Genomic DNA, 24,363 nt, shown 5'->3' on the forward strand with positions numbered 1-24,363 from the left:
GCCGTTATTGTATGACTTTCAGGCTGCGGCTTCAGCCAGCGCCAGACGCGACGCGATCACCAGATCGGGGCTATCGGAGGTGATGTAGGCAACATCGCGCTCCATCCAGCGGTCGATCAGCGCGCGGTCGTTGAGCGTCCAGACGCCAAGGCGGTCATTGGGAAACAGCGACGTGATGCGGTCGAATTCGGCTTCGAACAATTCGTGATGCACGCCGACATAACGGACCAGAGGTTCCACGCTGCGAAAGAAGTTTTCCAGCCCGCCATTGCGTTCCACCCATTGCGCGTTGAGCGAAATCAGCCGGTCGATTTCTGGCGCAACTTCCGCACAGCGTTCGACGACACTGCGGTCGAAGGAGTGCAGCACCACATGGTCGCCAATATTGCGGGCGCGGATGATTTCGACGGCCTTTTCCACGAGACCTTCATAGGGCTTACCGTCGGCATCGGATTTTAGCTCGATATAGAGATGCACGTCCGGGCGCGTTGCGAGAACGTCCAGCACTTCCTCAAAGGTCGGGATGTGATCGCTTGTGACGGTGCCCTGTTCGTTTTTCAGTCGGACAGCACGGCGACCGGCATCGTCGAGCGCGCGCACATTGCCGGAACCGGTGGTGGTGCGGTCGAGCGATGCGTCATGAATGACGAGTATCTGCCCCGCATCGCTCAGGTGAAGATCGAACTCGACGCTGTCGATTTCGAGAGCCAGAACGTTGCGAAAGCCGGTGAGCGAGTTTTCCGCCCACAGATTGCGCGCGCCGCGATGGGCCATGATCTTTTTCATGTCTGTATGTCCTATTGAACGGTTGGGTCGAGCTTGTCGCGAAGCCAGTCCCCGAGAAGAGAAATCGAAAGTGTGGTGAGAACGATCACCAGCGCCGGAGCCAGCATTATCCATGGCGCGCGTGTCAGATATTCGCGCGCGAACCCAACCATGTTGCCGAGCGATGATTCCGGCGGCTGAACGCCGAGACCAAGGAAGGAAAGGCCGGATTCCATCAGGATGATTTCCGGGAATGTCAGCGTCATCGAGACGATCAGCGTCGAGGCGACATTGGGCAGGATGTGGCGGAAATAAACGCGGAACGGTGTTGCGCCAAGCTGCACCACGGCGCTGGCATAGCCCTGCGCTCCGGCGGAAATGGCAAGGCCGCGCGCGATGCGGGCATAACGCTCCCAGCCGTAGAAACCCATCAGGCCGATCAGCAGCGGCATGGAATTGCCGAAGAAGGCGAGCACTGCAAGCGCCAGAACCATAAAGGGCAGGGCGGCCTGAAAATCGGCCAGCATCAACACGATATGTTCGACCCAGCCGCGAAAGCGGGCGGCAAGAAAACCCAGTAAGGTGCCGAAGACGGCAGAAAGGATCGTCGCGCCAAAGGCGATGACCAGCGACACGCGGATCGACTGTATCAGCCGCGAATAGACATCGCGGCCCAACTCGTCGGTGCCGAGCCAGTGTCCCGGTGATCCCACCGGAACAAGCCGCGCCATCAGGTCCATCTTGGTGATGGAATAGGGCCGCAGATAATCCGCGAAGATCACGACGAACAGCATCAGCGCGAGCCAGAAACAGGCAAAGGCGACGCTCATCGGCATGGAGGTGCGTAGGCGAGTGATGAGCGCGGGCGCCTTGACGGCGGGGGCAGGGATAAGGGCGGTATCGGTCATTGTGTCCACCTCAATGCGCGGCTTTGGTGCGCAGGCGCGGGTCGAGAACGCCATAGAGCACATCGACAACGAGATTGGAGATCACCATGCAGCTCGCGATAATCAGCAGCAGGCATTGCACCACGGCGAGGTCGCGATTGGCGACTGAGACCACCAGAAGGCGGCCAATGCCGGGCCATGAGAAGATGGTTTCGACCACCACCGCCCCGGCGATCAGCGCGCCCACCATGAAGCCCACGATGGTGACAATCGGCACGGACGCATTGGGTAAAGCGTGTTTCCACACCACATCGTTCCAGCTGATGCCTTTGGCCGATGCCGTGCGGATATAGGGCTGTCCCAGCACTTCGATCATGGCCGAGCGTGAGAAGCGTGCCAGAACGGCCGTCCCGCCAATGGCGATGGTGAGGGTTGGCAGAATACCGTGGACCCATGTGTCGCTGCCGCCGGACGGCAATACGCCGAGCTGTACCGAGAAGATCAGCACCAGCACGAGGCCAAGCACGAAAGATGGCACGGTGAAGCCGAGGATCGACAGGGTGATGACGCCACGGTCAGCGATGCCCTGACGGTGCAGCGCAGCATAGACACCCGCCGGAATGCCGAGGCAAAGCTTGATGATCAGCGCTGGAATGGTGATCTGGAGCGTGGCAGGCACACGTTGCAGCACCAGATCGATAGCTGGCGCCTTGTCGCGCATCGATATACCGAAATCGAAGCTCAATATGCCTTTGAGATAGGACAGATATTGCAGCCAGATGGGATCATCGAGGCCCCAAGCCTTGCGGAAGGCATCGATGGATTCCTGCGGCGCATCGGGACCAAGCATGATCTGCGCCGGATCGCCAGACAGGCGCAGCACCACGAAGGCAAAGGTCATCACCAGAAAGACGGTGATCAGCGCACGGAAGAAGCGGGAGGCGATGAAAGTAAGCATGGGTGCCTCACGCAGCACTTTTTGCCGGCTCAACGAAGTGACAAGCCGTGCGCCGGTCAAAGCCGGTCGATTCCAGATCGGGCATCGTCGTCGGGCATTGAAAGCCCGCTACCGGACACCGGGGATGAAACACGCAGCCGCTCGGACGGTTTGCAGGGTTTGGCGGTTCACCTTTGAGGATCATGCGCTGGTTGAATTTCTTGCCCGGAATGGGAACCGAAGACACCAGCGCCCTGGTATAGGGGTGCTGCGGTGTTTCGAAAATCACGCCCGAGCTGGCCTCTTCAACAATCTTGCCGAGATACATGACGGCGACGCGGTCGCAGATGTTGCGCACGACTTTCAGGTCGTGGCTGATGAACACCATGGCGATGCCGTGTTTTTCCTGAAGGTCGCGCAGCAGATTGACCACCTGCGCCTGAATGGAAACATCAAGTGCGGAAACCGGCTCGTCGCAGACCAGCAGCCTTGGGCTGGTCGCAAGGGCGCGGGCGATGATGACGCGCTGGCGCTGGCCGCCGGATAGTTCATGCGGATAGCGCTCGCCCTGATCGCGGCGCAGTCCCACCGATTGCATCAGCTCGCCGACACGTTCTTTCAGTTCCGCGCCAGAGGCGATCCCGTGAATTTGCAGCGGCTCGCCGATCTGTGCCGCAATCGGCAGGCGGCGATCAAGTGCCGCCAGCGGGTCCTGAAAGACAAGCTGCATCTGTGCCCGCAGTTTGCGCCATTCGGCTGTGTGGCGGCGGGGCAAGGGCTTGCCGTCGAAAAGAACCTCGCCTTCGGTGGCGTCGTCAATGCCAAGCAGCATGCGTCCAAGCGTGGACTTGCCGCAGCCGGATTCGCCGACAATGCCAAGCGTTTCGCCCGGCTGGACACGCAGGCTGACACCATCCACCGCCTTGACCGGATCGGCCTTTTTGAAAAGGCCGTCGCTTCGGTAAACCCGAACCAGATTGTTTGCTTCGAGCAGGAAACTCATGCCAGAGCGCCTTCCGTCGGGATAGTACGGTTGTGATAGAGATGCGATGCCGCGCTTTCGCTATGGGGGTGGAAACAGGCCACCTTCTGGCCGTTGCGCATCTGCAAATCGGGAATTGCGCTCGTGCATGTTTCGCTGGTTTGCGAACAGCGCGGCGCGAAGGCGCAGCCTGTCGGCAGATTGCGCGGGTCGGGCACGGTGCCGGGTATGGCGCGCAACCTTTCGCGCCCGCCGTCAAGGCGCGGGATGGCTTCGAACAAGCCGCGCGTATAGGGATGCTGCGGCCTGTCGAACAGTTCGACGGTCGTGCCACTTTCCACGATGCGCCCGGCATACATGACGCAGACGCGTTCGCAAATCTGGCTGACCGCGCCGAGGTCGTGGCTGATGAAAACCACTGCCATGCCGGTTTCGCGGCGAATCTGATCCAGAAGATCAAGGATCTGCGCCTGAATGGTCACATCGAGCGCGGTGGTCGGCTCGTCGGCTATCAGCACATCGGGCTGACCGGCCAGCGCGATGGCGATCATCAGCCGCTGGCACTGCCCGCCGGAAAACTCGTGTGGATAGAGATTGAAACGACGGGCCGCATCGGGAATGCCGACGCGCTCCATCAGTTGGACCGCTTCGCTGCGCGCTGCCGTGTCTTTCAGTCCGCGATGCAGCGCCAGCGATTCAACGATCTGATGGCCGACTTTCTTGACGGGATTGAGCGACGAACTCGGGTCCTGAAAGATCATGGCGATGTGTCCGCCGCGAACGCTTTCCTTGACGGAGCGGGCGGAGCCGACCAGTTCCTGACCGTCGACCTTGACCGAGCCGGAAACCGCCGCCTTGCCGGGGAGAAGCCCAAGCGCGGCAAGCCAGGTTACGGATTTTCCGCAGCCGGATTCTCCGACGAGGCCGAGCGTCTCGCCACGGTCTACATCGAGATCGATCCCGTGCAGAACCTGCACGCCGCTGAACGAGACCTTCAAGTCCCGGATGGAGACGAATGCCACGGGCGGCACCTTTTCATTGAGAGCAAGAAGGCTGGCATAGTGAAATGCCAGCCTTGGTCAGCGGATCAGACGTTCCAGTTGGTGGAACGGAAATCCATGGCGAATGCCGGTGCGGCTTTCCAGTTCAGTTCCTTCTTCATGCCGGTGAAGACGGCATTCTGATGCAGAACATTGTAGGCCGGGTCTTCCCGCTCGCAGATTTCCAGCATGCGCTTGATGGCCTTCTTGCGCTGGTCGCGGTCGGTGGATGTTTCCATGATGACCGACAGCTTGTTGACCTCGTCGTTCGACCAGTCCTTCTTCTGCTGCGCTTCGCCATTCGGGCCGAACTGGACCACCAGCGGCGTGATCGGATCGTTGATGTTGTTGGATGCGGACCAGTCGCGAACGCCCTTGACGCCTTCCGGGTCGTGAACCTGCGCCCAGTTTTCCTTCATCTCGATTTCGACATTGAGGCCCACCTGCTTCCACATTTCCACCAGAACCTGCGCCGTCGGAGTCTGGTTGGTGTAGTAGTTGTTCAGCAGACGGTAGGGGATGGCGTCGCCCTTATAGTTGGCCTGCTTGAGCAGATCGCGTGCCAGTTCCGGGTCGAATTTCGGCGGCTGCCAGTCGTCGATGAACATATCGAAGGTGCGGAAGCTCTCGAACTGCATGCCAGCCGGTACGACCGTCTGGCCGGCCCACAGCGCATCCACAATCGCCTGACGATCGATCGAATGGGTCATGGCGCGGCGCACCAGCGGATTGCGCAGGATTTCGTTCTGCGTGTTGAAAACCGTGATGCGGTGGTTCCAGATGGTCGAGCTCTGGATTTCGAGGCCCGGATTGGCAGTAACAGTGCTGATCTGGTCTGGCGGCAGGTCGCAGGCAAAATCATACTGGCCGGAGATGAGGCCGTTCACGCGGCTTGCAACTTCCGGCACTTCGACAAAGCGGATCTGCTGCAGCGGCGGCTGGCCACCCCAATATTCGTCATGGGCTTCAAGAACGAGTTCCACATCCGGCTTATAATCGGCAACCTTGTAAGGTCCGGTCGTGACCGGCTTGCGCGCCCATTCGGCATAAGACTTGGATTCATCCCAGGCGCGCTTGTTGGCGATCTGCGAGCCGAAGGCATAGAGGCGGCCTTCCAGCGTCACATCCGGCGTCGCATTGTGGAAACGGACGGTATATTTGTCGACAGCTTCGACACCGCGCAGCGCGGGCCAGAGACGGCGCGAAATGCCCGGAATGGCGGCGGGCAATTCCTTGGCCGTCTGCGGTTTGAAATTGGCTTCGTAAAGCGTCTTGCCGCCAGCAGGCTCGGTGCCTGCAAAAAGGCGCTCGTCGGAGAAGGAGAAGACCACGTCTTCGGCGGTCAGCTCATCGCCATTGTGAAATTTCACGCCCTGACGCAGCTTCAGTTCGATGGTCTTGTCGTCCAGACGCTTCCATTCCGTGGCAAGGCCCGGAACCGGACCCTGATTGCCCATCCAGTCGCGCAGGATCAGGCCTTCCCACAGGTTCGGGAAGAACACGCGCTCGCCGACATTCGACTGTTCGTTCCAGATATCGAGCGTGTTGTTGTTGGTGATCTTCTGAACCGCGACGGTGACCGAGCGGCGCTGATTGGCGCGGACGACCCCCGGCATGATGAACGTGCCAGCGGCAGCGCCCATGAGACCCAAAGCGTGACGACGGTTGATAAGCATGTTTTCCCCGTTCCGTAGCGGCCACGGAAATCCGCTGGCCAGACTAAAACTGAGGGCGGGGAATAGGCCTCAAATGTAACAGGCTTTTCTCAGTTTATTGAAGCTTTCTTGACGCTGTTGTGTGTATGTCAATACAAAAGCATATATATCTAGTTGTATATCGAATTTATTGCTTATTTATACGTGTGAAATCTTTTGTTGCAGGATAGCGATTTATCGGGCCGCACATGGCCATGCTAAATTTTTTTCATCCCCGCTTTCCGCCGATCATGACCTGCCGTACCTTTCGCCTGCAATCTGATTTGATCCGTGGGGTGTGCAAGCAGTGTTGACGTCCATCGATACCGGCAATCTGGAAAAACTCGCCTCGCAGCGCGTCAATGGCGTTGGCGGGCTGACCGTCCATTTCAAGGATGGGCGGTCCCGCATTTCCCGGCTTTATCAGGAAGGCGCGGCCAAAATCCGCATGCCGCAAGTGGCGCGTGACCCGCTGGAAGCGATCCTGATCAACACCTCCGGCGGACTGACCGGCGGCGACCGGCTGCGCTGGGATGTGGAATTGCAGGAAGGTGCTTCCGCCGTCATCACAACGCAGGCCTGCGAGCGAATTTATCGCTCCGGCGGTGGCGATGCGCGCATCGCTACACGCATCAAGGCTGCAAAAGGCACGCATCTTGCATGGCTCCCGCAGGAAACCATTTTGTTCAACCGTTCCGCGCTGTCGCGGGGGCTGGATGTCGAGATGGAGGAAGGCGCGGACGTGCTGCTGGTGGAGGCGACTGTTTTCGGGCGGCTCGCCATGGGTGAGGCGGTCGAACAGGCATCGTTCAGTGATCGCTGGCGGGTGCGGCTTGGCGGGCGTCTGGTTCATGCGGAAGAGTTCTGCCTTGGGCCTGATGTTGCCGCTGAATTGCGGGCGAGAGCGGTCGCCGATGGCGGGCTTGCCGTTGCCACGGTGTTGCTGGTTTCGGATCAGGCCGAACGGCAACTGGGGGCCGCACGCGCGATCATCGGCGAAGAGGGCGGCGCCAGCATCTGGCAGGTCGGCGGCGCCTCGAAGCTCGCGGCGCGGCTTTATGCGCCGGACAGTTATGCCTTGCGCAAGCGCCTTGTTCCTTTGCTGGCGCTGCTCAATGGAAAGGCAGGACTGCCCAAAGTTTGGTCAATTTGAATTCGCGGCCATCGTGTCGCTTTTGGTGAGAAGGGTCGAAACAAGTCATGAATTTGACGCCCAGAGAAAAAGACAAGCTGTTGATTGCCATGGCGGCGATGGTTGCCCGCCGCCGTCTGGAACGCGGTGTGAAGCTCAATCATCCCGAAGCCATCGCCTTGATCAGCGATTTCGTTGTCGAAGGCGCGCGTGACGGACGCACCGTCGCCGATCTGATGGAAGCAGGCGCGCATGTCATCAGTCGGGAACAGGTGATGGCGGGCGTTGCCGAGATGATCCACGACATTCAGGTCGAAGCGACATTTCCCGATGGCACCAAGCTTGTCACGGTACATGAGCCGATCCGCTGATTTTGAAATCTAATTTTTGAAAAGGTGCACGATGAAGAAGATGACGGTCCTGACGGCAGCAGCGTTTGCGCTCATTGCAAACCCTGCCTTTGCCCACCTCAATCCCGCCGAACACGGCTCGTTTGCCGCCGGTTTCTCGCATCCGTTTTTCGGTGCGGATCATATTCTGGCGATGGTCGCCATCGGTCTCTGGGCGGCGATGCTGGGCGGGCGAGCGCTTTTCATCGTGCCTGCGGCTTTTGTCGGCGTCATGCTTCTGGGCTTCATGGCGGCGCTTGTCGGTATGTCGCTGCCATTCGTCGAGCCGGTCATTCTGGCCTCGGTGGTCGTGCTTGGTTTTCTCGTTGCACTGGCGCTGCCGGTCTCGCCGCTTGTCGGCGCGGTGATTGCCGGTTTCTTCGCTTTCTTTCATGGTCATGCGCATGGCGGTGAAATCGGCGCTGCGACCTTCTTCAGTTATGCGGCAGGCTTTGCGCTGGCGACGGCCCTGCTCCACGCAGCGGGTATCGCGTTTGGTCTTGGCATCGGGCGTCTGGTGTCGGGCCCGAGCGGACGCCTCGCCCTGCGGGTTGCCGGTGGCGCGACCGCGCTTGGCGGACTGATGCTGATCGCTGGTTGAGGTGCGCCATGATACCCGGCGAAATCTTCACAGTTGATGGCGAAATAGAGCTCAATGCGGGACAGTCCACGATCACGATCAAGGTTGCCAATACCGGCGACCGGCCGATCCAGGTTGGCAGCCATTATCATTTCTACGAGGCGAATGCGGCACTTGCATTCGAGCGCGAGAAGGCACGCGGTTGCAGGCTCGATATAGCGGCGGGAACCGCCGTGCGTTTCGAGCCGGGACAGGAACGCGACGTGACGCTGGTTCCGCTTGGCGGCAAGCGTGAGGTCTATGGGTTCCGCCAGAAAATCATGGGTAAGCTTTAATTCAGAGCCAGAGCACATCCCGAAAAGTGTGAAACGGTTTTCGGACGAGATGTGCGTCAAAACAAAGAGCGCCGACGGAGAATTTCATGCCAGCTAAAATCAGTCGCGCCACCTATGCGCAGATGTTTGGCCCCACCACTGGCGACAAGCTTCGCCTTGCCGATACGGAACTTATCATCGAGGTCGAACACGATCTCACCACCTATGGCGAGGAGGTCAAGTTCGGCGGCGGCAAGGTTATCCGTGACGGGATGGGCCAGAGCCAGCTCCCGCGGGCGCAAGGGGCGGTCGACACGGTCATCACCAATGCGCTCATTCTGGATCACACCGGCATCTACAAGGCAGATATCGGGTTGCGCGACGGGCGCATTGCAGGCATCGGCAAAGCAGGCAATCCTGATACGCAGCCGGGCGTCACGATCATTATCGGCCCGGGCACCGAAATCATTGCGGGCGAGGGCAAGATCGTCACGGCGGGCGGCATCGATTCGCATATTCACTTTATCTCGCCGCAACAGGTGGATGAGGCGCTGAATGCCGGCATCACCTGTATGGTGGGGGGCGGCACCGGCCCCGCGCATGGCACGCTGGCGACAACCTGCACGCCCGGACCGTGGCATATTGCGCGGCTGATCGAATCCTTCGACGGCATGGCGATGAATTTCGGCGTCTTCGGCAAAGGCAATGCCTCATTGCCGGGCGCGCTGGAGGAAATGGTGCTGGCAGGGGCTTGCGGCCTCAAGCTGCATGAAGATTGGGGCACGACGCCTGCGGCTATCGACAATTGCCTTTCCGTGGCCGACCATTTCGACGTGCAGGTGGCGATCCACACCGATACGCTCAATGAAAGCGGCTTTGTGGAAGACACGCTGAATGCCTTCAAGGGACGCACCATCCACTCCTTCCACACCGAAGGTGCGGGCGGCGGCCACGCGCCGGATATTATCCGCGTCTGCCAATATCCCAATGTTCTGCCCGCATCGACCAATCCGACACGGCCCTATACGATCAATACGGTGGCGGAACATCTCGACATGCTGATGGTTTGCCATCACCTGTCGCCCGCCATCCCGGAAGATATCGCCTTCGCTGAAAGCCGCATCCGCAAGGAGACCATCGCGGCGGAAGATATTCTGCACGATATGGGCGCGTTTTCGATTATCTCGTCCGACAGTCAGGCCATGGGCCGCGTCGGCGAAATGATCATCCGCTGTTGGCAGACGGCGGACAAGATGAAGCGCCAGCGCGGCAGTCTTCCCGATGACAGACCGGGCAATGACAATTACCGCGCCCGTCGCTATGTGGCGAAATATACCATCAATCCGGCCATCGCCCATGGCATGTCGCATGAGATCGGCTCGATTGAAGTTGGAAAGCGCGCCGATCTGGTGTTGTGGAACCCGGCTTTCTTCGGCGTCAAGCCGGATATGGTGCTGCTGGGCGGCTGGATCGTAACGGCTCCGATGGGCGATCCCAATGGGTCTATCCCCACGCCGCAGCCGATGCATTATCGCCCGATGTTCGGTTCGTTTGGCAAGGCGCGCACCAATACCTCAATCACTTTTGTTTCGCAGGCGGCAATCGAAGGTGGGCTGCGTGAGAAAATTGGAGTGGACAAGCAGATGGCTGCGGTCATCAATACGCGTGGCGGCATTGGCAAGCAGTCGATGATCCTCAACAATGCGATGCCACAAATGGAAGTCGACCCGGAAACCTATGAAGTGCGCGCCGATGGCGAGCTTCTGACATGCGATCCGGTTGACGTGGTGCCGATGGCGCAGCGCTATTTCCTGTTCTGAGATTTGAGGTGGAACATGTTTCGAGCAACAAACATCATCCGCGCGCATGAAGTGATCGACGCTGTTCCGGCGGCGCATGCCGTGCTGGAGCGTGACGAACGCCATCTGCGCCGCAAGGCTATCACGCTCGATAGCGGCGAGAAGGTGCTTGCCGATTTTCCAGAGCCGGTGGTGCTGGAACATGGCGACCGGATCGTTCTCGACGACGGGCGGGAGATCGAGATCCGCGCCGCCAGCGAAGAGCTTTACGAAATCCACGGTCGCGACCAGCTGCATATCGCTGAGCTTGCATGGCATATCGGCAACCGGCATCTGGCGGCGCAGATTGAAGCGGACCGCATCTTCATTCTGCGTGACCATGTGATCAAGGCGATGCTGGAAGGTCTGGGCGCAACCGTGACCGATGTGGTGGCGATTTTCAGCCCGTTGCGCGGCGCTTATTCAGGTGGCCATTCGCATCATGACCACGGCGGGCATAGTCACGGACATGACCACGCACATGGTCACGATCACGGCCACGATCATGACCATCACCACCACCATCACGACTGACCCCAACACCGCCCTCCTGCGGCTGATGGCGTGGCTGTCGCCGGTGTTTCCGGTTGGCTCGTTCAGCTATAGCCACGGGCTGGAGCAGGCGGTGCATGATGGCTTCGTCACCGATGCGGACGCATTGAAGGACTGGCTGCGCTGGCTCGTCACACGCGGTTCCGGCTGGAATGATGCGGTCTTATGCGCTGAAAGCTGGCGGCGAGCGATGGCGGGTGAGGATTTGCGGGAAGTGGCCGATCTGGCGGAGGCGCTGGCCGGTTCGCGGGAACGGCATATGGAAACCACGCTACAAGGCGGTGCCTTCCTGTCGGCGGCGCGCAGCTGGCCGTCTCCAGTCTTCGATCAACTGCCGGGCGATTGCGCCTATCCGGTGGCCGTCGGGGCCGTGGCCGCCGCGCATGGCGTTCCGCTCGGCTCGACGCTGGCAGCCTTCTTGCAAGCCTTCTGCATCAATCTGTTGCAGGCATCTATCCGCCTGTCGGTAACAGGACAAAGCGGCGTGACCACTACCATGGCGGCGCTGGAAACCACGCTGGCGGAAACCGCCATGCGCGCAGGACAGTCTGGTCTGGACGGCCTTGGCTCGGCGACATTTATCGCCGACATTATGGCCATGAAACACGAAACACAGCATTCGAGGCTTTTTCGCTCATGACACAGAAAAACGGACCGCTCAGAATTGGTATCGGTGGGCCGGTTGGCTCCGGCAAGACGACGCTGACCGAAAAGCTCTGCAAGGCGCTGCGCGACACATATTCGGTCGCCGTCATCACCAACGATATCTACACGCAGGAAGATGCCTATATTCTGGCGCGCCACCAGGCGCTGTCCGAGGACCGTATCATGGGCGTGGAAACCGGCGGTTGTCCTCATACGGCAATTCGTGAGGATGCGTCGATCAACCTGCAGGCTATCGCCGAAATGAACCGGCGCTTCCCTGATCTGGATATCGTGTTCATCGAATCCGGCGGCGATAATCTGGCGGCGACCTTCTCTCCCGATCTGGCCGATCTGACGCTTTATGTCATTTCCGTCTGTCAGGGTGAGGAAATTCCGCGCAAGGGTGGGCCGGGCATCACGCGTTCAGATTTTCTGGTCATCAACAAGAGCGACCTTGCACCCTATGTCCGCGTCGATCTGGAGGTGATGGAAGGTGACGCGGCACGCATGCGCGGCAAGCGTCCGTTCGGCTTTACCGATCTGCATCGCGGCGAGGGTGTGCAGGCGGTGATCGATTTCATCGTCGAAAATGGCGGGCTGGATATTCGCGCCGCCTGATAAACGGCGTTTCGTTAGAGCGGTTCCGGTTAAAATGGAATCGGGGAACCGCTCTATCTATTTGTTTTTACGCATTATCCTACGCAAAACCGCTACGCACTTTTGCTGGAAATGCTCTATATCCGAACCAGCGGCGTATCCTCATCGAACAGGTCGGAGAGGTTGTGCAGCGGGTCGTTGAGCGACCGCTTGCGGATGGTCAGCAACGTATTCAGCCCGTTTGCAATGCGCCTTGCATAGCCGAGATCGTTGAGAAGCGAGCTCAGCTGCAAGCCGCTGACTTTTTCCTGCCTGTTCGCTTCGAAAAGCTTCGCGCCGAAATCCCGCTCGAAGTCTTTGACCTTCTCGGTAAAAGTCTGCTGGTGGATATCCCAATTGTCGCTTGCTGCGTCGGCGCGGCTCAAAACGCGCACTTCATGCAGCACATTGACCAGATGTTCGCGCAGCTCGACATAGGCGTCGCGCACGGGTGAATTGGTCTGCCGGAGATAGAAGCCGAGATTCTTCTGGAGATGCTTGGCATCCTTGACGATTTCCGCCATTTGCAGCGCGATGATCTGGGCGGTCATCCAGAAATTCTGCTGGTCCTTGTCGTTCCCCGGATCGACCTTGCCGATGAAACTCAATATGTCACCATAGACGCCTTTGATGTAGAGCCGGTAGAGCAGGTCGGCATCGACATAATCGGCATCGGGCGCGGCGCGCATAACGGCGTCGTCATGCTTGGCACGGTTGATCTCGCTGATCGGCAGATAAAGCGCGTGGCAGATCACCTCCACGCTCAAGCGCCCGAGATGCTGCAATTCATGCACGAGCGCCAGAGCCGCCGTTTCCGGCGAGTTGAGCGCCGTCTTGTCGAGATAACGGGCGCGTAGCGCATTGTCCGGCAGGTCCGGTGTGCCCGCCGGGATGAGAACGCGCGGTTCCGGCCTGTCGGGCAGCATACGTTCGAGAAACCGCGTGAAGGGAACCAGTGCGGGCCAGAAGATCAACACGCCTAGAATGTTGAATTCGCTGTTGAAGATCGCAAGCTGGATGAGCTGGTTGTCGCCGACGCCCATTGCCTCTGACAGCCACACGGCAAGGCGAACAAGCACCCCCATCAGGACAAGTGAAATGCACGCGGTGACGACATTGAAAATCACATGCGCCAGCGCCAGCCTTTGGCCGCTGCGGTTGCCACCGAGCGCACCGGCAATGCCGGTGGTGACACTGCTGCCGACATTGGCCCCGATGGCAATCGCCGCCGATTGCCAGAGATCGACTTGTCCAAGGCCAAGTGCTGCCAGCGTCAGCATGAGAGTCGCATGGGTGGACTGTAGCAGCAGGGTCAACACAAGGCCGATGCCAGCGAAAATGACCTGACCAAGCCAGCCATCGATCCTGTATTGCGCGAGATCGAAATTCTCGGTGACAACGGAAAAGCCCTGCTTGATGCCGTCAATGCCGAGAAAGATGAAGGCGATGCCGAGCAGAATGCGCCCGATGGCCTTGATCTTCGGCCCGAAGAAACTCGCCAACACGCCGAACACCATCAGCGGCAGCGCCAGCGACGACAGGCTGAAATTCTGCCCGGCCAGCGACAGCAGCCATATGCCGGTTGCGGAACCAAGATTTGCGCCGAAGATGATGGATATGCCCGCGGCCAGTGAAATCAGGCCGGTGGTGATGAAGGCGATGGTCATCAGCGAAACGAGCGTGCTCGATTGCATCACCGTCGCGCCGACCAGCCCGACCAGCAGACTTTTCCACGAGGTCGAGGTGCCGCGCGCCAGCATGCGCTCCAGTGCGCTGCCTGCCAGATTGCGCAAGCCGTCTTCAAGGCACTGCATCCCGAACAGGAAGATTGCAAGTCCGGCGCAGAGCGTCAGCCAGCTTTCGTTGAGCCAGAAACTATAGCCGAGGACGGCGACCAGTATCAGGCCAAGAAAGCGCGCCGCCTTCTGCCCCATTCCATTTTCCGACGACACAAGCGCTGCCATGGTTGCTGTCTTTGTTTCCTTCGTGCGGGGGATGTTTTGGGATTGCAATCAGTCGGTCAGATTTTTCGCGCCTTCGGATGAAGTATTGCTTGATGATAAGCAGCTCGTTCTGAAAGCGCTATCCGGAAATTTCGATCCGGGAAATCTGTTTGCTATGGGCACCCTGCCGGAGTGAAATTCGTTTCACCTGAATTAATTTGAATTGCAAAGCAAATTAATTCGTGCTTTATTGTCCCTATGCAATCCAGTTCGTCTTCTCCTCGGTCCCAATTCGGGATTCGCTTCTCGTTGCTTGCCCGACGCTGGCGGCGCGCGCTTGATACGCGCCTTGCTGAAGCGGGGCTTTCCGATGCCACCTGGGTTCCGTTGATCCATCTTCAGACCACCGGCGGCGGCGTGACGCAGAAGGAACTCGCCGCTCTGGTCGGGATCGACGGATCAAGCCTTGTGCGGCTTCTGGATATTCTGTCCCGTCAGGAACTGGTCGAGCGCCGGGTCGATGAAAACGACAACCGCGCGCGGTTGATCTTCCTTACGCCCAAAGGTGAGCAGCGCGTGGCCGAAATCCGGCGCGAACTGGCCAAAGGCGAGGAAGATATGCTGGCGGACATTTCCGATGCGGATCTGGCCACCATGCTTGACCATTTTGACTCTATCGAGCAGCGCCTCGCGGCCAAGCCGCTGAGACGCGCACAGGAAACCGGAGAATGAGTACCGAAACGTCTACGATGACATCGGCCCGCAGGCTGGATGCCGCGCGCCAGCTTTTGAAGCCGCAACAGTTTCGGGAAAGCGTCGCGCTTTCGCGGCAGCCTTCCATTCGCAATTCGTCGCTCGCGGGCCTTCAGTCGGCAGCCACGGCGGTCATCGCTTTGCCGCTGGTCTATCTTTCGCCCTGGTCGCATCTGATCGGCTTTGCTTCGCTTGGCGCTCTGGTCGCCCTGTTTGGGCGCTTCGCACCACAGGCACGCCGCAACCGCGTTGTGCTTCTGTGCGCCATCTGCCAGACGCTGGCCGTGCTCAGCATGTCGCTTGTCGCCGCAGCGGGTGCGCCGCTGGCTGTACAGCTTATGCTTCTCGCCGTTCTGTGTGGCGTGTTCTGTTTTGTGACCACCACCGGAAAATTCGGCCCTCCCGGAGCGTTGATCTTCATTTTTGCCGCCGGGGCGTCGATGAGCCAGTCGGTTACGGTGCATCAGACGGCGGAACGCACCGCCGCCACTGCGCTGGTCGCGATACTGGCCTTTCTGGTCTGTGTGCTGACGGAGTATTTCCGCCATCAGGCAAGCCCAGAAAAGCCTTTCCCTTCGGAGGCGTTGCGACCAATTCGTCACCGGCTGATCGCTGCGGCGCGCGTCGCTTTTGGCGCGGGTGTAGCGGCGTTTGCCGCCTATGCGATGGACGTCGCGCACCCTGCCTGGGCGGCAATGGGCGCTGTTGCCGTAATGCAGGGCGCGCATCTGCATATCAATATGAACCGTGCCTTGCAGCGCATGGTGGGCACCCTTCTGGGTGCGGTCGTCGCGTGGATGATCCTGACGCAAGCACCGTCCATTTGGACGCTGATCGCGATACTGGGGCTCCTGCAATTTGCAACCGAAGTGATTATCGGTTCCAATTATGCGCTGGGGCAAATCCTTGTGACGCCGATGGCGCTGCTGATGACCTATATCGCTGCGCCGGGTCTGAATGGGGCCGATATGGTGTCGGAACGGGTTCTCGACACATTGCTCGGGGCTGCTATCGGCATTGTCTTTTCCGTGTTGTTTTCAACGCAGGACGACCGCGTCTATCTGGCCGAACATCACATAAAAAGAACGCAGCGCTGACGGCGCTGCGAGCGGATTAATTCCATTCGTTTTATAGAAAATAGAAAATGCTTTCTCTATTTGCGATGAGAAGGCAGTCAGCACCTTTGAACGCCAGTGCGTAGCGTGACACCATTCCGTTACGTTTGATCCGGTCGACCGGAGAGGCGATGACGGCAATAAACGATGGTGACAAGCATGGGCGAAAAAGCGTTGAGATTGGTGGAAGATACGGCGGATATCGCTGTTTCACCCGATGAGCTTAAGGCTGCAATGCGGCAGCTCGCTGGCGGCGTCAGCGTTGTCACCGCAGGCTTCGGCGACGGGCGCACTGGCGCGACGGTCACCTCGGCGACCGCGCTTTCGGTCGATCCGCCAACGATCATCGTCAACATCAATCGGGGTTCGTCGGTCTGGCCCGCCATCAGCCGCCACAATCATTTCTGCGTCAATGTGCTGTCGGCGGCCCAACAAACGGTTGCGGATCGGTTTGCCGGTAAGGACGGTATCAAGGGTGTTGCGCGCTATGCCGGCGCCGAATGGTACACGCTGGAAAGCGGCGCGCTGGCGCTGACGGGCGCACTGGCCGCAGTCGATTGTGCCGTGGAAGACGTCATCGAGCGGCACACCCATGCCATCATTATCGGTCGTGTTTTGAAAATCGTAGCGGGCGGCGGCGAGCCGCTTGTCTATCACAATGGCGGCTACCGGCTGCTGGACCTGTTGTCAGGCGCTTAACCTGGCCCATTCTGGTGCGGTGCTGTCATCTTCGAGGCCACCGTTACGCGCGAATTGTTCCAGCGTCATCGTGTCGAGAACGCCAGCGATGGCTTCGCGCACGAGCAGCATCGAGCGGCGCACCTGACAGGCGCGGTGATCTTCGCAGTCTTCGCATGGCTGATAGGCCATACGGCTTGCGCAGCGGATCGGCGCGAGCGGGCCGTCGAGAACGCGGACAACCTGACCAATCGTGACCTCGGTTGCTGGTTTGGAAAGGCTGTAGCCGCCGCCGGGGCCCTTCTTGGAACGCAATATGCCGTCGTTGCGCAGTTCCAGAAGAATGGCGTCGAGAAATTTCTTGGAGATATTGTTCTTGGAAGCAATCTCGGCGACGAACGCGCTTTCGCCGGGTTCAAGCAAGGCAAGATGCGCCAGTGCTTTCAAACCATATTTGCCCTTCTTCGTCAGCATGGACACTCCACCGATAATCGCCAATGGTTGGTGCGCATGCTTTTGCATGAAATCGAGCGAATAGATAGTCTATTTACAGGTAGTAGACCCCGATCCGCTTCCCGCCGATAATTTCAACCGAGATATCCATATCGTAAATGGCGCTCAGGATTTCCGGATGGACCAGCGCGTCCGGCGTGCCCTGATGCGCGACCTTGCCGTTGCGCATGGCGACGATGTGGTCGGAATAGCAGGAGGCGAAGTTGATGTCGTGCAACACCAGCACGACCGTCTTGCCAAGCTCATCGGCAGCGCGGCGCAACAACTTCATCATCGATGCCGCATGCTTCATATCCAGATTGTTCAGCGGTTCATCGAGAAGCACATAGTCCGTATCCTGACAAAGCACCATGGCCACGAAGGCGCGCTGGCGCTGGCCGCCGGACAATTCATCGAGAAAGCGATCGCTCAAGCATTCAAGGCCAAGATACTGGATCGCCTGTTCGATATGTTTGCGGTCTTCGCTGTTCGGTCGCCCCTTGGAATAGGGATAGCGCCCGAATGCCACCAGATCCCGCACGGTCAGTCGTGAATTGATGGCGTTTTCCTGGCGGAGAATAGACAGGCGCTTTGCCAGCACATCGCCTGATGTGGTGGTGACATCCAGACCGTCCACGGTCACGCGGCCTTTGTCCATCGGCAAAAGGCGGCTGACCATGGAAAGCAGCGTTGATTTGCCCGCGCCATTGGGGCCGATGATCGATGTTACGCCGCCCGCGGGCAGGTGCAGGGACACGTCATCGACGACAAGAGCGCCGCCATAGGATTTGCTGACTTGGCTTATTTCGATCAACGTGCATTTCCCCTGACAAGAAGGATAATGAAGACGAGACCGCCCAGGAATTCGATGATGACGCTGAGCGCGGTATTGAAGGCAAAGGCCCGTTCGAGAATGGTCTGGCCGCCGACAATGCAGATGGTGGCCAGCAGGACGGCAATCGGCAGGACGACGCGATGTTTCCCCGAGCCTGCCAGCATGTAGGCGAGATTGGCCACCAAAAGGCCGAAGAAGGTGATCGGTCCGACAAGGGCGGTCGAAACCGCGACAAGCACCGTTACCATCAGCAGGATGAGCCGCACCACGCGGCGGTGATCGACACCGAGATTGATGGCAGGCTCGCGTCCAAGCGCCAGTACGTCAAAGACATGCATCAGCCGCCAGCCATAAAGCGATACGGCGGCGACGATGATCGCCGAGAGCGTCAGAATATCGGCGTTGATCGTGTTGAAGCTGGCAAAAAAACGATCCTGCAACACCGCGAAGAGATCGGGATCGAGCATACGCTGCATGAGATTGGACAGGCTGCGGAAGAACACGCCGCAAATAATGCCGACCAGCATCACCAGATGCAGGCTGCGCGCCGCGCCCGAAAACAGCCAGTAATAGAGTGAACCTGCAAACAGCACCATCACCAGCGTTTCGGTGACAAAGCGCATGTTCGGTCCAATCCAGTCGACCTGCACCGCGCCGAAGAAGAACACCACAACGGTCTGGATCAGAATATAGAGCGCATCGAAGCCCATGATGGAGGGCGTGAGGATGCGATTATTGGTGACGGTTTGAAACAGCACGGTCGATACCGCGATTGAATAGGCCACCAGCACCATGGCGGCGAGTTTGGTGCCGCGGAAGGACAGGATGAACGACCAGCTGCCCTTCGCACCGATTGTCATGAAGGCAATGGCGGCGAGTAGCGCGATCGCGCCGAGAAGCGGAATGAGGATAGCGGGGCGTCTAAGCAAGGCGTGAACCCCGCCGCAACAGGAGGTAAAGGAAGATGACGCTGCCCACGACGCCCATCATCGTGCCGATGGGAATTTCATAGGGAAAGCGGATCAGACGCCCGGCAATATCGCAGGCGAGCACCAGACCCGCGCCGAGAACGGCGATCCATGGCAAGGCGCGGCGCATATTGTCGCCGACGAACATGCTGACGACATTGGGCACGATCAGGCCAAGAAACGGGATCATGCCGACGGTGACGACGACCGACGCGCTGACCATCGACACGATGATGAGGCCGAGCGTCACCACACGGCGATAATTGAGGCCGAGATTGGTGGTGAAATCCTCGCCCAGCCCCGCGACGGTAAACCGGTCGGCGGCGATATAGGCGACGACGGTGAGCGCAAAGGCGATCCACAGCAATTCGTAGCGTCCGCGCAGCACGCCGGAAAAGTCGCCGGTCGTCCACGAATTCAGCGATTGCAACAGATCGAAGCGGTAGGCGATGAAAGTCGTGATGGCGCTGACAACGCCGCCGAGCATGATGCCGACCAGAGGAACAACCAGCACGGAGCGAAGCGGGATGCTGCGCAGGATACGCAGAAACAGCGCCGTTCCCGCCACTGCGGTGACGGAGGCAACCAGCATCTTGACGAAGAGGGGCGCTTCCGGCGCAAAGAGAATAACCAGAAGAATGCCGAGACTGGCGGATTCGACCGTTCCCGCCGTCGAAGGCTCGACGAAACGGTTGCGGGTCAGCATCTGCATGATCATGCCGGCAACGGCCATCGACATGCCCGCCAGCACAATGGCGATGGTGCGCGGAATGCGGCTGACAAGCAGCAATTCAAGCGCGCTGCCGGGGCTGCCATCCACGCTTTCACGGGAATAGAAAAGCGCATGCAGTGAGACGTCGCCGACCCCGATAAACAGGCTGATGACAGCCAGCACGGCGACAACAACTATAGCTGCAGCTAATCCCTTCACGCTTTATCCTGTTCTCTTGCCTTGTCATGCATCGGGCTGTCCGGCATGGCGGACAGCCCGGGTGACTGGGTCAGAAAGTGCCTGACTTTTACTTTGCCTTGTCGAAGACTTCCGACAATTGATCGATAGTGCCGTGCAGGCCATTGAGACCGCCACCGACGAGATACCAGTTCTGCGACTTCAGATAGACGATCTGGTCTTTCTTCGCCGCCGTGGTCTGGCGAACGAGATCATTGTCGAGAATCTGCTTGGCGGAATTGCCCTCGCGACCGATGGCGGCGTCGCGGTCGATCACGAACAGCCAGTCAGGATTGGTCTTGAGAATGAATTCCTGGCTGATCGGCTGGCCGTGATTGCCCTTGGTGGTCAGGTCTTTGGCGGCAGGCGTCACGCCATAGGCGTCATGCAGCATGCCAAAGCGCGAACCCGGGCCATAGGCGCTCATCTTGCCGCCGGTGGTGAGGATCAGAAGACCCGTGCCCTTGTCTGCGGCTTTCTGCTTCAGCGTGGCAACATCGGCGTTGAGCTTTTCGATTTCTGCCTTGGCTTCCGCTTGCTTGCCGAAAATCTGGCCAAGCTTTTCAACATTGGCTTCTGTGCCGCCGATGAGGTCCTTCGAGGAGACCGTCAGATCAATGGTGGGCGCGATCTTTGCAAGTTCCGGATATTTGGCTGCCGAACGACCGCCAACAATGATGAGATCCGGCTCGGCGGCATTGATGGCTTCATAATCCGGCTCGAACAGCGTGCCGACTTTCGGATAATCGTCGGACTGGTACTTCTTGAGGAAGTCCGGGGCAGTGACCAGCGTTGGCACGCCGGAAACCTTGACGCCGAGGCGGTCGAGATTGTCGAGCGTCGCCAGATCGAGCACGATTACCTTGGCTGGCGAAGCAGGCACTGCCGTTTCACCCTGCGCATGCTTGATGGTGATGTCTGCGGCGCTGGCGGCGGAGGCCAGAGAAAGCGCCACGACGGCTGCGCCACAGAGGCGGGCGACATGTTGGCCGAAATTCAGCATGGTGCACAATCCTTTCGTCAATCCTGTGCTTTATAGTCCAGTTTTCCGCAGGTCAAAGCCCGACGGACAAAAAACGCTCAATTGTCTGTGTGTTCGGGCTTCCTGCCGAGCAGAATGAAGTTCAGGCTGTCCGCCACTGTCAGCGGGATCATCGAACCATGCCCCTCGTTGGCGAAACGGTGAAAAGCCGTTTCCAGCTGCGGCAGCGGTTCCAGTTCCTTGTACACATCCGTGCCCGATGGCCCGCCGCGCAGCTTGCGCATGCGCTGGATATCCGCAGGCGATTGACCGGGGCGGGAACCGCGCTTGCCGGAGGTTTCCATCAGCAGACGCAAAGGGTGGGGAGCCGATTTGAACGAGGCGATGAAACGATCCTTGTCCGACAGGATCGAATGATTATCCCACCATATCGAAGGGTCGGCAGCGCTGTAGGTCTGGAAGGAATTCGTGTGATTGAACAGCGCATAGAGCGTGAAAAGCCCGCCCAGGGAATGGCCGAACAGCGCCTGCCTGCTTTTGTCGATGGAGAACCGCTTTTCGATTTCAGACTTCACCTGTCGTTCGATGAAAGCAAAGAACGCATCGCGACCGCCGGTCTTTGGCTGGTTGGCCGGATCGGGCGTCAACTGTTCACTGGTCGCCGACGTCAGATCGAAATAGCGCAGCCGCACGATTTCATCAGCATCGTCGGTCGGGTAACCAATACCCACCAGAACGGCCTTGAGGTCATCGTTCTTCGCCATTTCAGCAGCGGCAAGCGGCAGCATGCGATTGCCGTCGACCATATAGATGACGGGATAGCCGCCTTCGGGAGCGGCTTCAGCGGGCGCGGCGGTGAAAATGCGATAGGAAATGCCGTTGGCTTCCATGTCGAAGGAAGCGCGCACCGGTTCTGCTGCCTGAACCGTGGAGGCAAAAATCATGCTGCCGACCATTAGCCACAAGGTCTTCTTTATGTTCTTCAGAGCGCTCATTGAGCATCCATTCAATCGAAAAAATGACGCCAGCCAAACGAAAGGCTGGCGTCACACTGCGTCAGATCAGAAGCGCGACGTCATGCTGACCCAAAGGCGACGACCATCGACAACCGTGTTGAACTCATCGACATCGATTTGCTTGTCGAAGATGTTGTAGATGGCTGCGTTGAACGTCACGTTCTCGCTGAAGTCATAGGAACCGCCGAGATCGACCGTCGCGTAGGGCTTGTACTTGCGCGCCAGAACGGTCTTTCCGTCCGCTGCATAGACTGGCGTACCTGCTGTTCCGATACGCGCGCCGGCATTGGTTTCCTCGCCATGATAATTGGCGGCGGCCCATGCCTTCAGCCCCTCGACGGGGGTGATCCAGTCGCCGCGCAGGCTCGCCATATGCTTCGGCGTGCGGGCCAGCGGAAGGCCCGCATAGGTGCCGGTCTTTTGTTCGGAATCCGTATAGGTGTAGTTGCCGCGAAGGGTGATCGTGTCAGTTGCTTCCCAGTTGAAGGTCAGCTCCACGCCCTGCATGACAGCTTCATCGATATTGAAGGCATACCAGAGACGGTAGTTCGGATCTTCGCTCCAGCGGACGGGATCGCCGTTGCTGTCGGTGACAAGCGCGTTGGAAATCTTGTCCTTGAAGTCGGTGTAGAAGTAGGTGGCGCCGAGACGAAGGCCGGTCTGGTTGTCCCACAACACGCTGGCTTCGTAGCTGGTGCTCTTTTCCGGTTCCAGATTTGGGTCGCCGATGATGACGCCGCAGGTGCCGGTCGGGCCGTAGGAGCAGCCGCCGCCGCCCGTCGTATAAGCATATCCCGGTGCGATGGTGCGGATATCGGGGGCCTTGAAGCCGGTCGAAATACCGCCCTTGAAGGTGATCTGATCGGTCGCGTGCCACACCGCATAGCCGCGGGGGCTCAAATGCGAGCCATAGACCTCGTGATCGTCCATGCGCAGACCGCCGGTCAGCGAGAAGTCGGGCGTCAGCCACCATTCGTCTTCGGCAAAGAGCGCCCATTGGCGTACGCTGAATTCTTCGTCCAGTCCGGTGCGGCGTCCCGGATTTTGGTCGGTGAGAACCGTGTCCATGAACTGGCCGCCGGTGACGAGCGTGTGATTGCCGTACAGTTCGAACGGCGTGGTGAACTTGCCGTCGAGCACCGAGTTCTTCACATGCGGAGAGCGAAGGTTCTCGACATAGCTCTTCGATGCGTTGTTCCAGTTGAAGTTGGTCCGCTCGGACCATTCCTGCATGAAGGAGAATTCCGACGTGGTCGGGCCCCAGCGGCCAGTATGGCTGATCGACCAATGGTCGCGGTCGTTGTAATTGTAGGAATCGACAGCCGACGCGGTTTTTTCCGTCGTGTTGCCAACGGTGCTGTCGCGGCGCAGGCGCGTCTTGCCCAGTTCAAGCTGGATATCGTGGTCTTTGTTCGGGGTCCAGGTGATGCGCCCCGTGATGTCGACATCCTGCTGCTCGGGCGAGCCGCTGACGATCTTGTCTTCCTGACGCTTCAGGCCGCGTCCCCAAAGCTGCACGCCGATAAGGTCCGGCACCAGCGGTCCCGTGATATAATAGGAACCCTGAAGGGAATTGCCGTATTTGGAATGCTGCTGAGCAATGCCGTCCACCGTGAACGAGCCGCTCCACTTGTCCGACACTTTCTTGGTGATGACGTTGATGACGCCGCCCATCGCATCCGAGCCATAGAGCGAAGACATTGGACCGCGAATGACTTCGATACGCTCAATGGCGTTCGCAGGCGGAAGGAAGCTCTGTTCGAAGCCGGAATTGCCGTTGGTGCGGGCATCGCGGGTGCTCTGGCGCTTGCCGTCCACGAGCAGCAGCGTATAGGAGCCGGGGAGGCCGCGAATAAAAATATCGCGTTCGGCGGCAGGGCCGGTCACGGCCACGCCCTGCACGTCCTTCAAGGCGTCGGTGAGGTCGCGATAAGCACCTTTTTCAAGCTCTTCGCCCGGCACGACGGTGATGCTGGCAGGCGCATCGGTGATGTTCTGCTCAAAGCCCGTCGCCGTCACCACGATCTGGTTCAGCTTGACCGTGCCATCGGATGCAGTGTCAGCAGCCTGTTGGCCTTCCGCAGCCTTTTTCTTCTGGGCTTCGGTTTCTTCAGCGGTGGCGCTGGTCGCACTATTTGCTGCTTGCGCGAAGGCGCCCGTTTCGCTTAACAAAAGGGCGGTTGAAAGACACGTCCCTGCAAGGATCGCTCTGGAAATAAGCTTTCCTCTGGTCATCTGCCT

The 24,363-nt window shown here is 59.1% G+C and carries 26 protein-coding genes; 12 read left to right on the plus strand and 14 right to left on the minus strand.

The features are described from left to right. Positions 1-18 precede the first annotated feature (18 nt). The 6 genes from FIC94_RS09720 to FIC94_RS09745 all read right to left on the minus strand — a co-directional run bounded on the left by FIC94_RS09720 (position 19) and on the right by FIC94_RS09745 (position 6,287). The gene (locus tag FIC94_RS09720) at positions 19-786 is read right to left on the minus strand and encodes a glycerophosphodiester phosphodiesterase family protein (protein ID WP_140024724.1); all 768 of its coding nucleotides are present in this window, start codon (positions 784-786) and stop codon (positions 19-21) included. Between the two features lie 11 nt (positions 787-797). Then, the gene (locus tag FIC94_RS09725) at positions 798-1,673 is read right to left on the minus strand and encodes an ABC transporter permease (protein WP_109366963.1); all 876 of its coding nucleotides are present in this window, start codon (positions 1,671-1,673) and stop codon (positions 798-800) included. A 10-nt stretch (positions 1,674-1,683) separates the two neighbouring features. After that, a complete protein-coding gene (locus FIC94_RS09730) occupies positions 1,684-2,610 on the minus strand; it encodes an ABC transporter permease (RefSeq protein ID WP_140024725.1) in 927 nt (308 codons plus the stop codon). A 7-nt stretch (positions 2,611-2,617) separates the two neighbouring features. Then, a complete protein-coding gene (locus tag FIC94_RS09735) occupies positions 2,618-3,592 on the minus strand; it encodes an ABC transporter ATP-binding protein (protein WP_140024726.1) in 975 nt (324 codons plus the stop codon). Further along, complete coding sequence (locus tag FIC94_RS09740; RefSeq protein WP_140024727.1) at positions 3,589-4,593, minus strand: ABC transporter ATP-binding protein; 1,005 nt, start codon at positions 4,591-4,593, stop codon at positions 3,589-3,591. The genes FIC94_RS09735 and FIC94_RS09740 overlap by 4 nt, the downstream gene beginning before the upstream one ends. A 65-nt stretch (positions 4,594-4,658) precedes the next feature. After that, a complete protein-coding gene (locus FIC94_RS09745; RefSeq protein WP_140024728.1) occupies positions 4,659-6,287 on the minus strand; it encodes an ABC transporter substrate-binding protein in 1,629 nt (542 codons plus the stop codon). Positions 6,288-6,615: 328 nt separating this feature from the next. On the opposite strand from FIC94_RS09745, the gene FIC94_RS09750 reads away from it, so the two are divergent. From FIC94_RS09750 to ureG, 8 genes are all read left to right on the plus strand, one after another. Next, positions 6,616-7,458, plus strand: coding sequence for an urease accessory protein UreD (locus tag FIC94_RS09750; RefSeq protein WP_140024764.1), 843 nt, complete (start codon positions 6,616-6,618; stop codon positions 7,456-7,458). 47 nt (positions 7,459-7,505) lie between these two features. Beyond that, positions 7,506-7,808, plus strand: a complete 303-nt coding sequence (locus FIC94_RS09755) for an urease subunit gamma (protein WP_109366969.1) — start codon at positions 7,506-7,508, stop codon at positions 7,806-7,808. A gap of 31 nt (positions 7,809-7,839) precedes the next feature. Further along, the gene (locus tag FIC94_RS09760; RefSeq protein ID WP_140024729.1) at positions 7,840-8,427 is read left to right on the plus strand and encodes a HupE/UreJ family protein; all 588 of its coding nucleotides are present in this window, start codon (positions 7,840-7,842) and stop codon (positions 8,425-8,427) included. A gap of 8 nt (positions 8,428-8,435) precedes the next feature. Next, the gene (locus FIC94_RS09765) at positions 8,436-8,741 is read left to right on the plus strand and encodes an urease subunit beta (protein ID WP_140024730.1); all 306 of its coding nucleotides are present in this window, start codon (positions 8,436-8,438) and stop codon (positions 8,739-8,741) included. Positions 8,742-8,827: 86 nt separating this feature from the next. Continuing rightward, complete coding sequence (ureC, locus tag FIC94_RS09770; protein WP_140024731.1) at positions 8,828-10,540, plus strand: urease subunit alpha; 1,713 nt, start codon at positions 8,828-8,830, stop codon at positions 10,538-10,540. Positions 10,541-10,555: 15 nt separating this feature from the next. Continuing rightward, on the plus strand, positions 10,556-11,092 hold the full coding sequence (gene ureE / locus FIC94_RS09775) for an urease accessory protein UreE (protein ID WP_140024732.1): 537 nt from the start codon (positions 10,556-10,558) through the stop codon (positions 11,090-11,092). After that, positions 11,064-11,750 (plus strand): urease accessory protein UreF, encoded by a 687-nt coding sequence (locus FIC94_RS09780; protein WP_140024765.1) that lies wholly within the window; start codon positions 11,064-11,066, stop codon positions 11,748-11,750. The genes ureE and FIC94_RS09780 overlap by 29 nt, the downstream gene beginning before the upstream one ends. Further along, complete coding sequence (gene ureG / locus FIC94_RS09785) at positions 11,747-12,373, plus strand: urease accessory protein UreG (RefSeq protein WP_109366974.1); 627 nt, start codon at positions 11,747-11,749, stop codon at positions 12,371-12,373. Before FIC94_RS09780 ends, ureG begins: the two co-directional genes overlap by 4 nt. 116 nt (positions 12,374-12,489) lie before the next feature. On the opposite strand, the gene FIC94_RS09790 is transcribed toward ureG, so the two are convergent. Continuing rightward, positions 12,490-14,355 (minus strand): Na/Pi cotransporter family protein, encoded by a 1,866-nt coding sequence (locus tag FIC94_RS09790; protein WP_210237288.1) that lies wholly within the window; start codon positions 14,353-14,355, stop codon positions 12,490-12,492. Here FIC94_RS09790 and FIC94_RS22395 point away from each other — a divergent pair. The 4 genes from FIC94_RS22395 to FIC94_RS09805 all read left to right on the plus strand — a co-directional run bounded on the left by FIC94_RS22395 (position 14,354) and on the right by FIC94_RS09805 (position 16,901). After that, entirely contained in the window at positions 14,354-14,530 is a 177-nt protein-coding gene (locus FIC94_RS22395) for a hypothetical protein (RefSeq protein ID WP_171318042.1), read from the plus strand. The two genes, FIC94_RS09790 and FIC94_RS22395, sit on opposite strands and share 2 nt — an antisense overlap. 113 nt (positions 14,531-14,643) lie before the next feature. Beyond that, positions 14,644-15,066, plus strand: a complete 423-nt coding sequence (locus FIC94_RS09795) for a MarR family winged helix-turn-helix transcriptional regulator (RefSeq protein WP_235891981.1) — start codon at positions 14,644-14,646, stop codon at positions 15,064-15,066. Continuing rightward, positions 15,063-16,184, plus strand: coding sequence for an FUSC family protein (locus tag FIC94_RS09800; protein ID WP_140024734.1), 1,122 nt, complete (start codon positions 15,063-15,065; stop codon positions 16,182-16,184). Before FIC94_RS09795 ends, FIC94_RS09800 begins: the two co-directional genes overlap by 4 nt. Before the next feature lie 177 nt (positions 16,185-16,361). Beyond that, positions 16,362-16,901, plus strand: a complete 540-nt coding sequence (locus tag FIC94_RS09805; protein ID WP_235891982.1) for a flavin reductase family protein — start codon at positions 16,362-16,364, stop codon at positions 16,899-16,901. Here FIC94_RS09805 and FIC94_RS09810 read toward each other — a convergent pair. From FIC94_RS09810 to FIC94_RS09840, 7 genes are all read right to left on the minus strand, one after another. Beyond that, a complete protein-coding gene (locus FIC94_RS09810; protein WP_109367947.1) occupies positions 16,890-17,354 on the minus strand; it encodes an Rrf2 family transcriptional regulator in 465 nt (154 codons plus the stop codon). The genes FIC94_RS09805 and FIC94_RS09810 overlap by 12 nt on opposite strands. Positions 17,355-17,427: 73 nt before the next feature. Further along, positions 17,428-18,186 (minus strand): iron ABC transporter ATP-binding protein, encoded by a 759-nt coding sequence (locus FIC94_RS09815; protein ID WP_140024736.1) that lies wholly within the window; start codon positions 18,184-18,186, stop codon positions 17,428-17,430. Continuing rightward, a complete protein-coding gene (locus tag FIC94_RS09820) occupies positions 18,183-19,136 on the minus strand; it encodes an iron chelate uptake ABC transporter family permease subunit (RefSeq protein WP_140024737.1) in 954 nt (317 codons plus the stop codon). Before FIC94_RS09820 ends, FIC94_RS09815 begins: the two co-directional genes overlap by 4 nt. Further along, a complete protein-coding gene (locus FIC94_RS09825; protein WP_140024738.1) occupies positions 19,129-20,106 on the minus strand; it encodes an ABC transporter permease in 978 nt (325 codons plus the stop codon). The genes FIC94_RS09820 and FIC94_RS09825 overlap by 8 nt, the downstream gene beginning before the upstream one ends. A gap of 88 nt (positions 20,107-20,194) precedes the next feature. After that, entirely contained in the window at positions 20,195-21,127 is a 933-nt protein-coding gene (locus tag FIC94_RS09830) for a siderophore ABC transporter substrate-binding protein (protein ID WP_140024739.1), read from the minus strand. Between the two features lie 77 nt (positions 21,128-21,204). Then, positions 21,205-22,101 carry an alpha/beta hydrolase gene (locus tag FIC94_RS09835; protein ID WP_140024740.1) on the minus strand — a complete coding sequence of 299 codons (897 nt, stop codon included), beginning with the start codon at positions 22,099-22,101 and terminating at the stop codon, positions 21,205-21,207. A gap of 66 nt (positions 22,102-22,167) precedes the next feature. After that, positions 22,168-24,357 (minus strand): TonB-dependent receptor domain-containing protein, encoded by a 2,190-nt coding sequence (locus FIC94_RS09840; RefSeq protein ID WP_140024741.1) that lies wholly within the window; start codon positions 24,355-24,357, stop codon positions 22,168-22,170. Positions 24,358-24,363: the final 6 nt, after the last annotated feature.

This window comes from Ochrobactrum teleogrylli (genome assembly GCF_006376685.1).
GTDB classification, from domain to species: Bacteria; Pseudomonadota; Alphaproteobacteria; order Rhizobiales; family Rhizobiaceae; genus Brucella; species Brucella teleogrylli.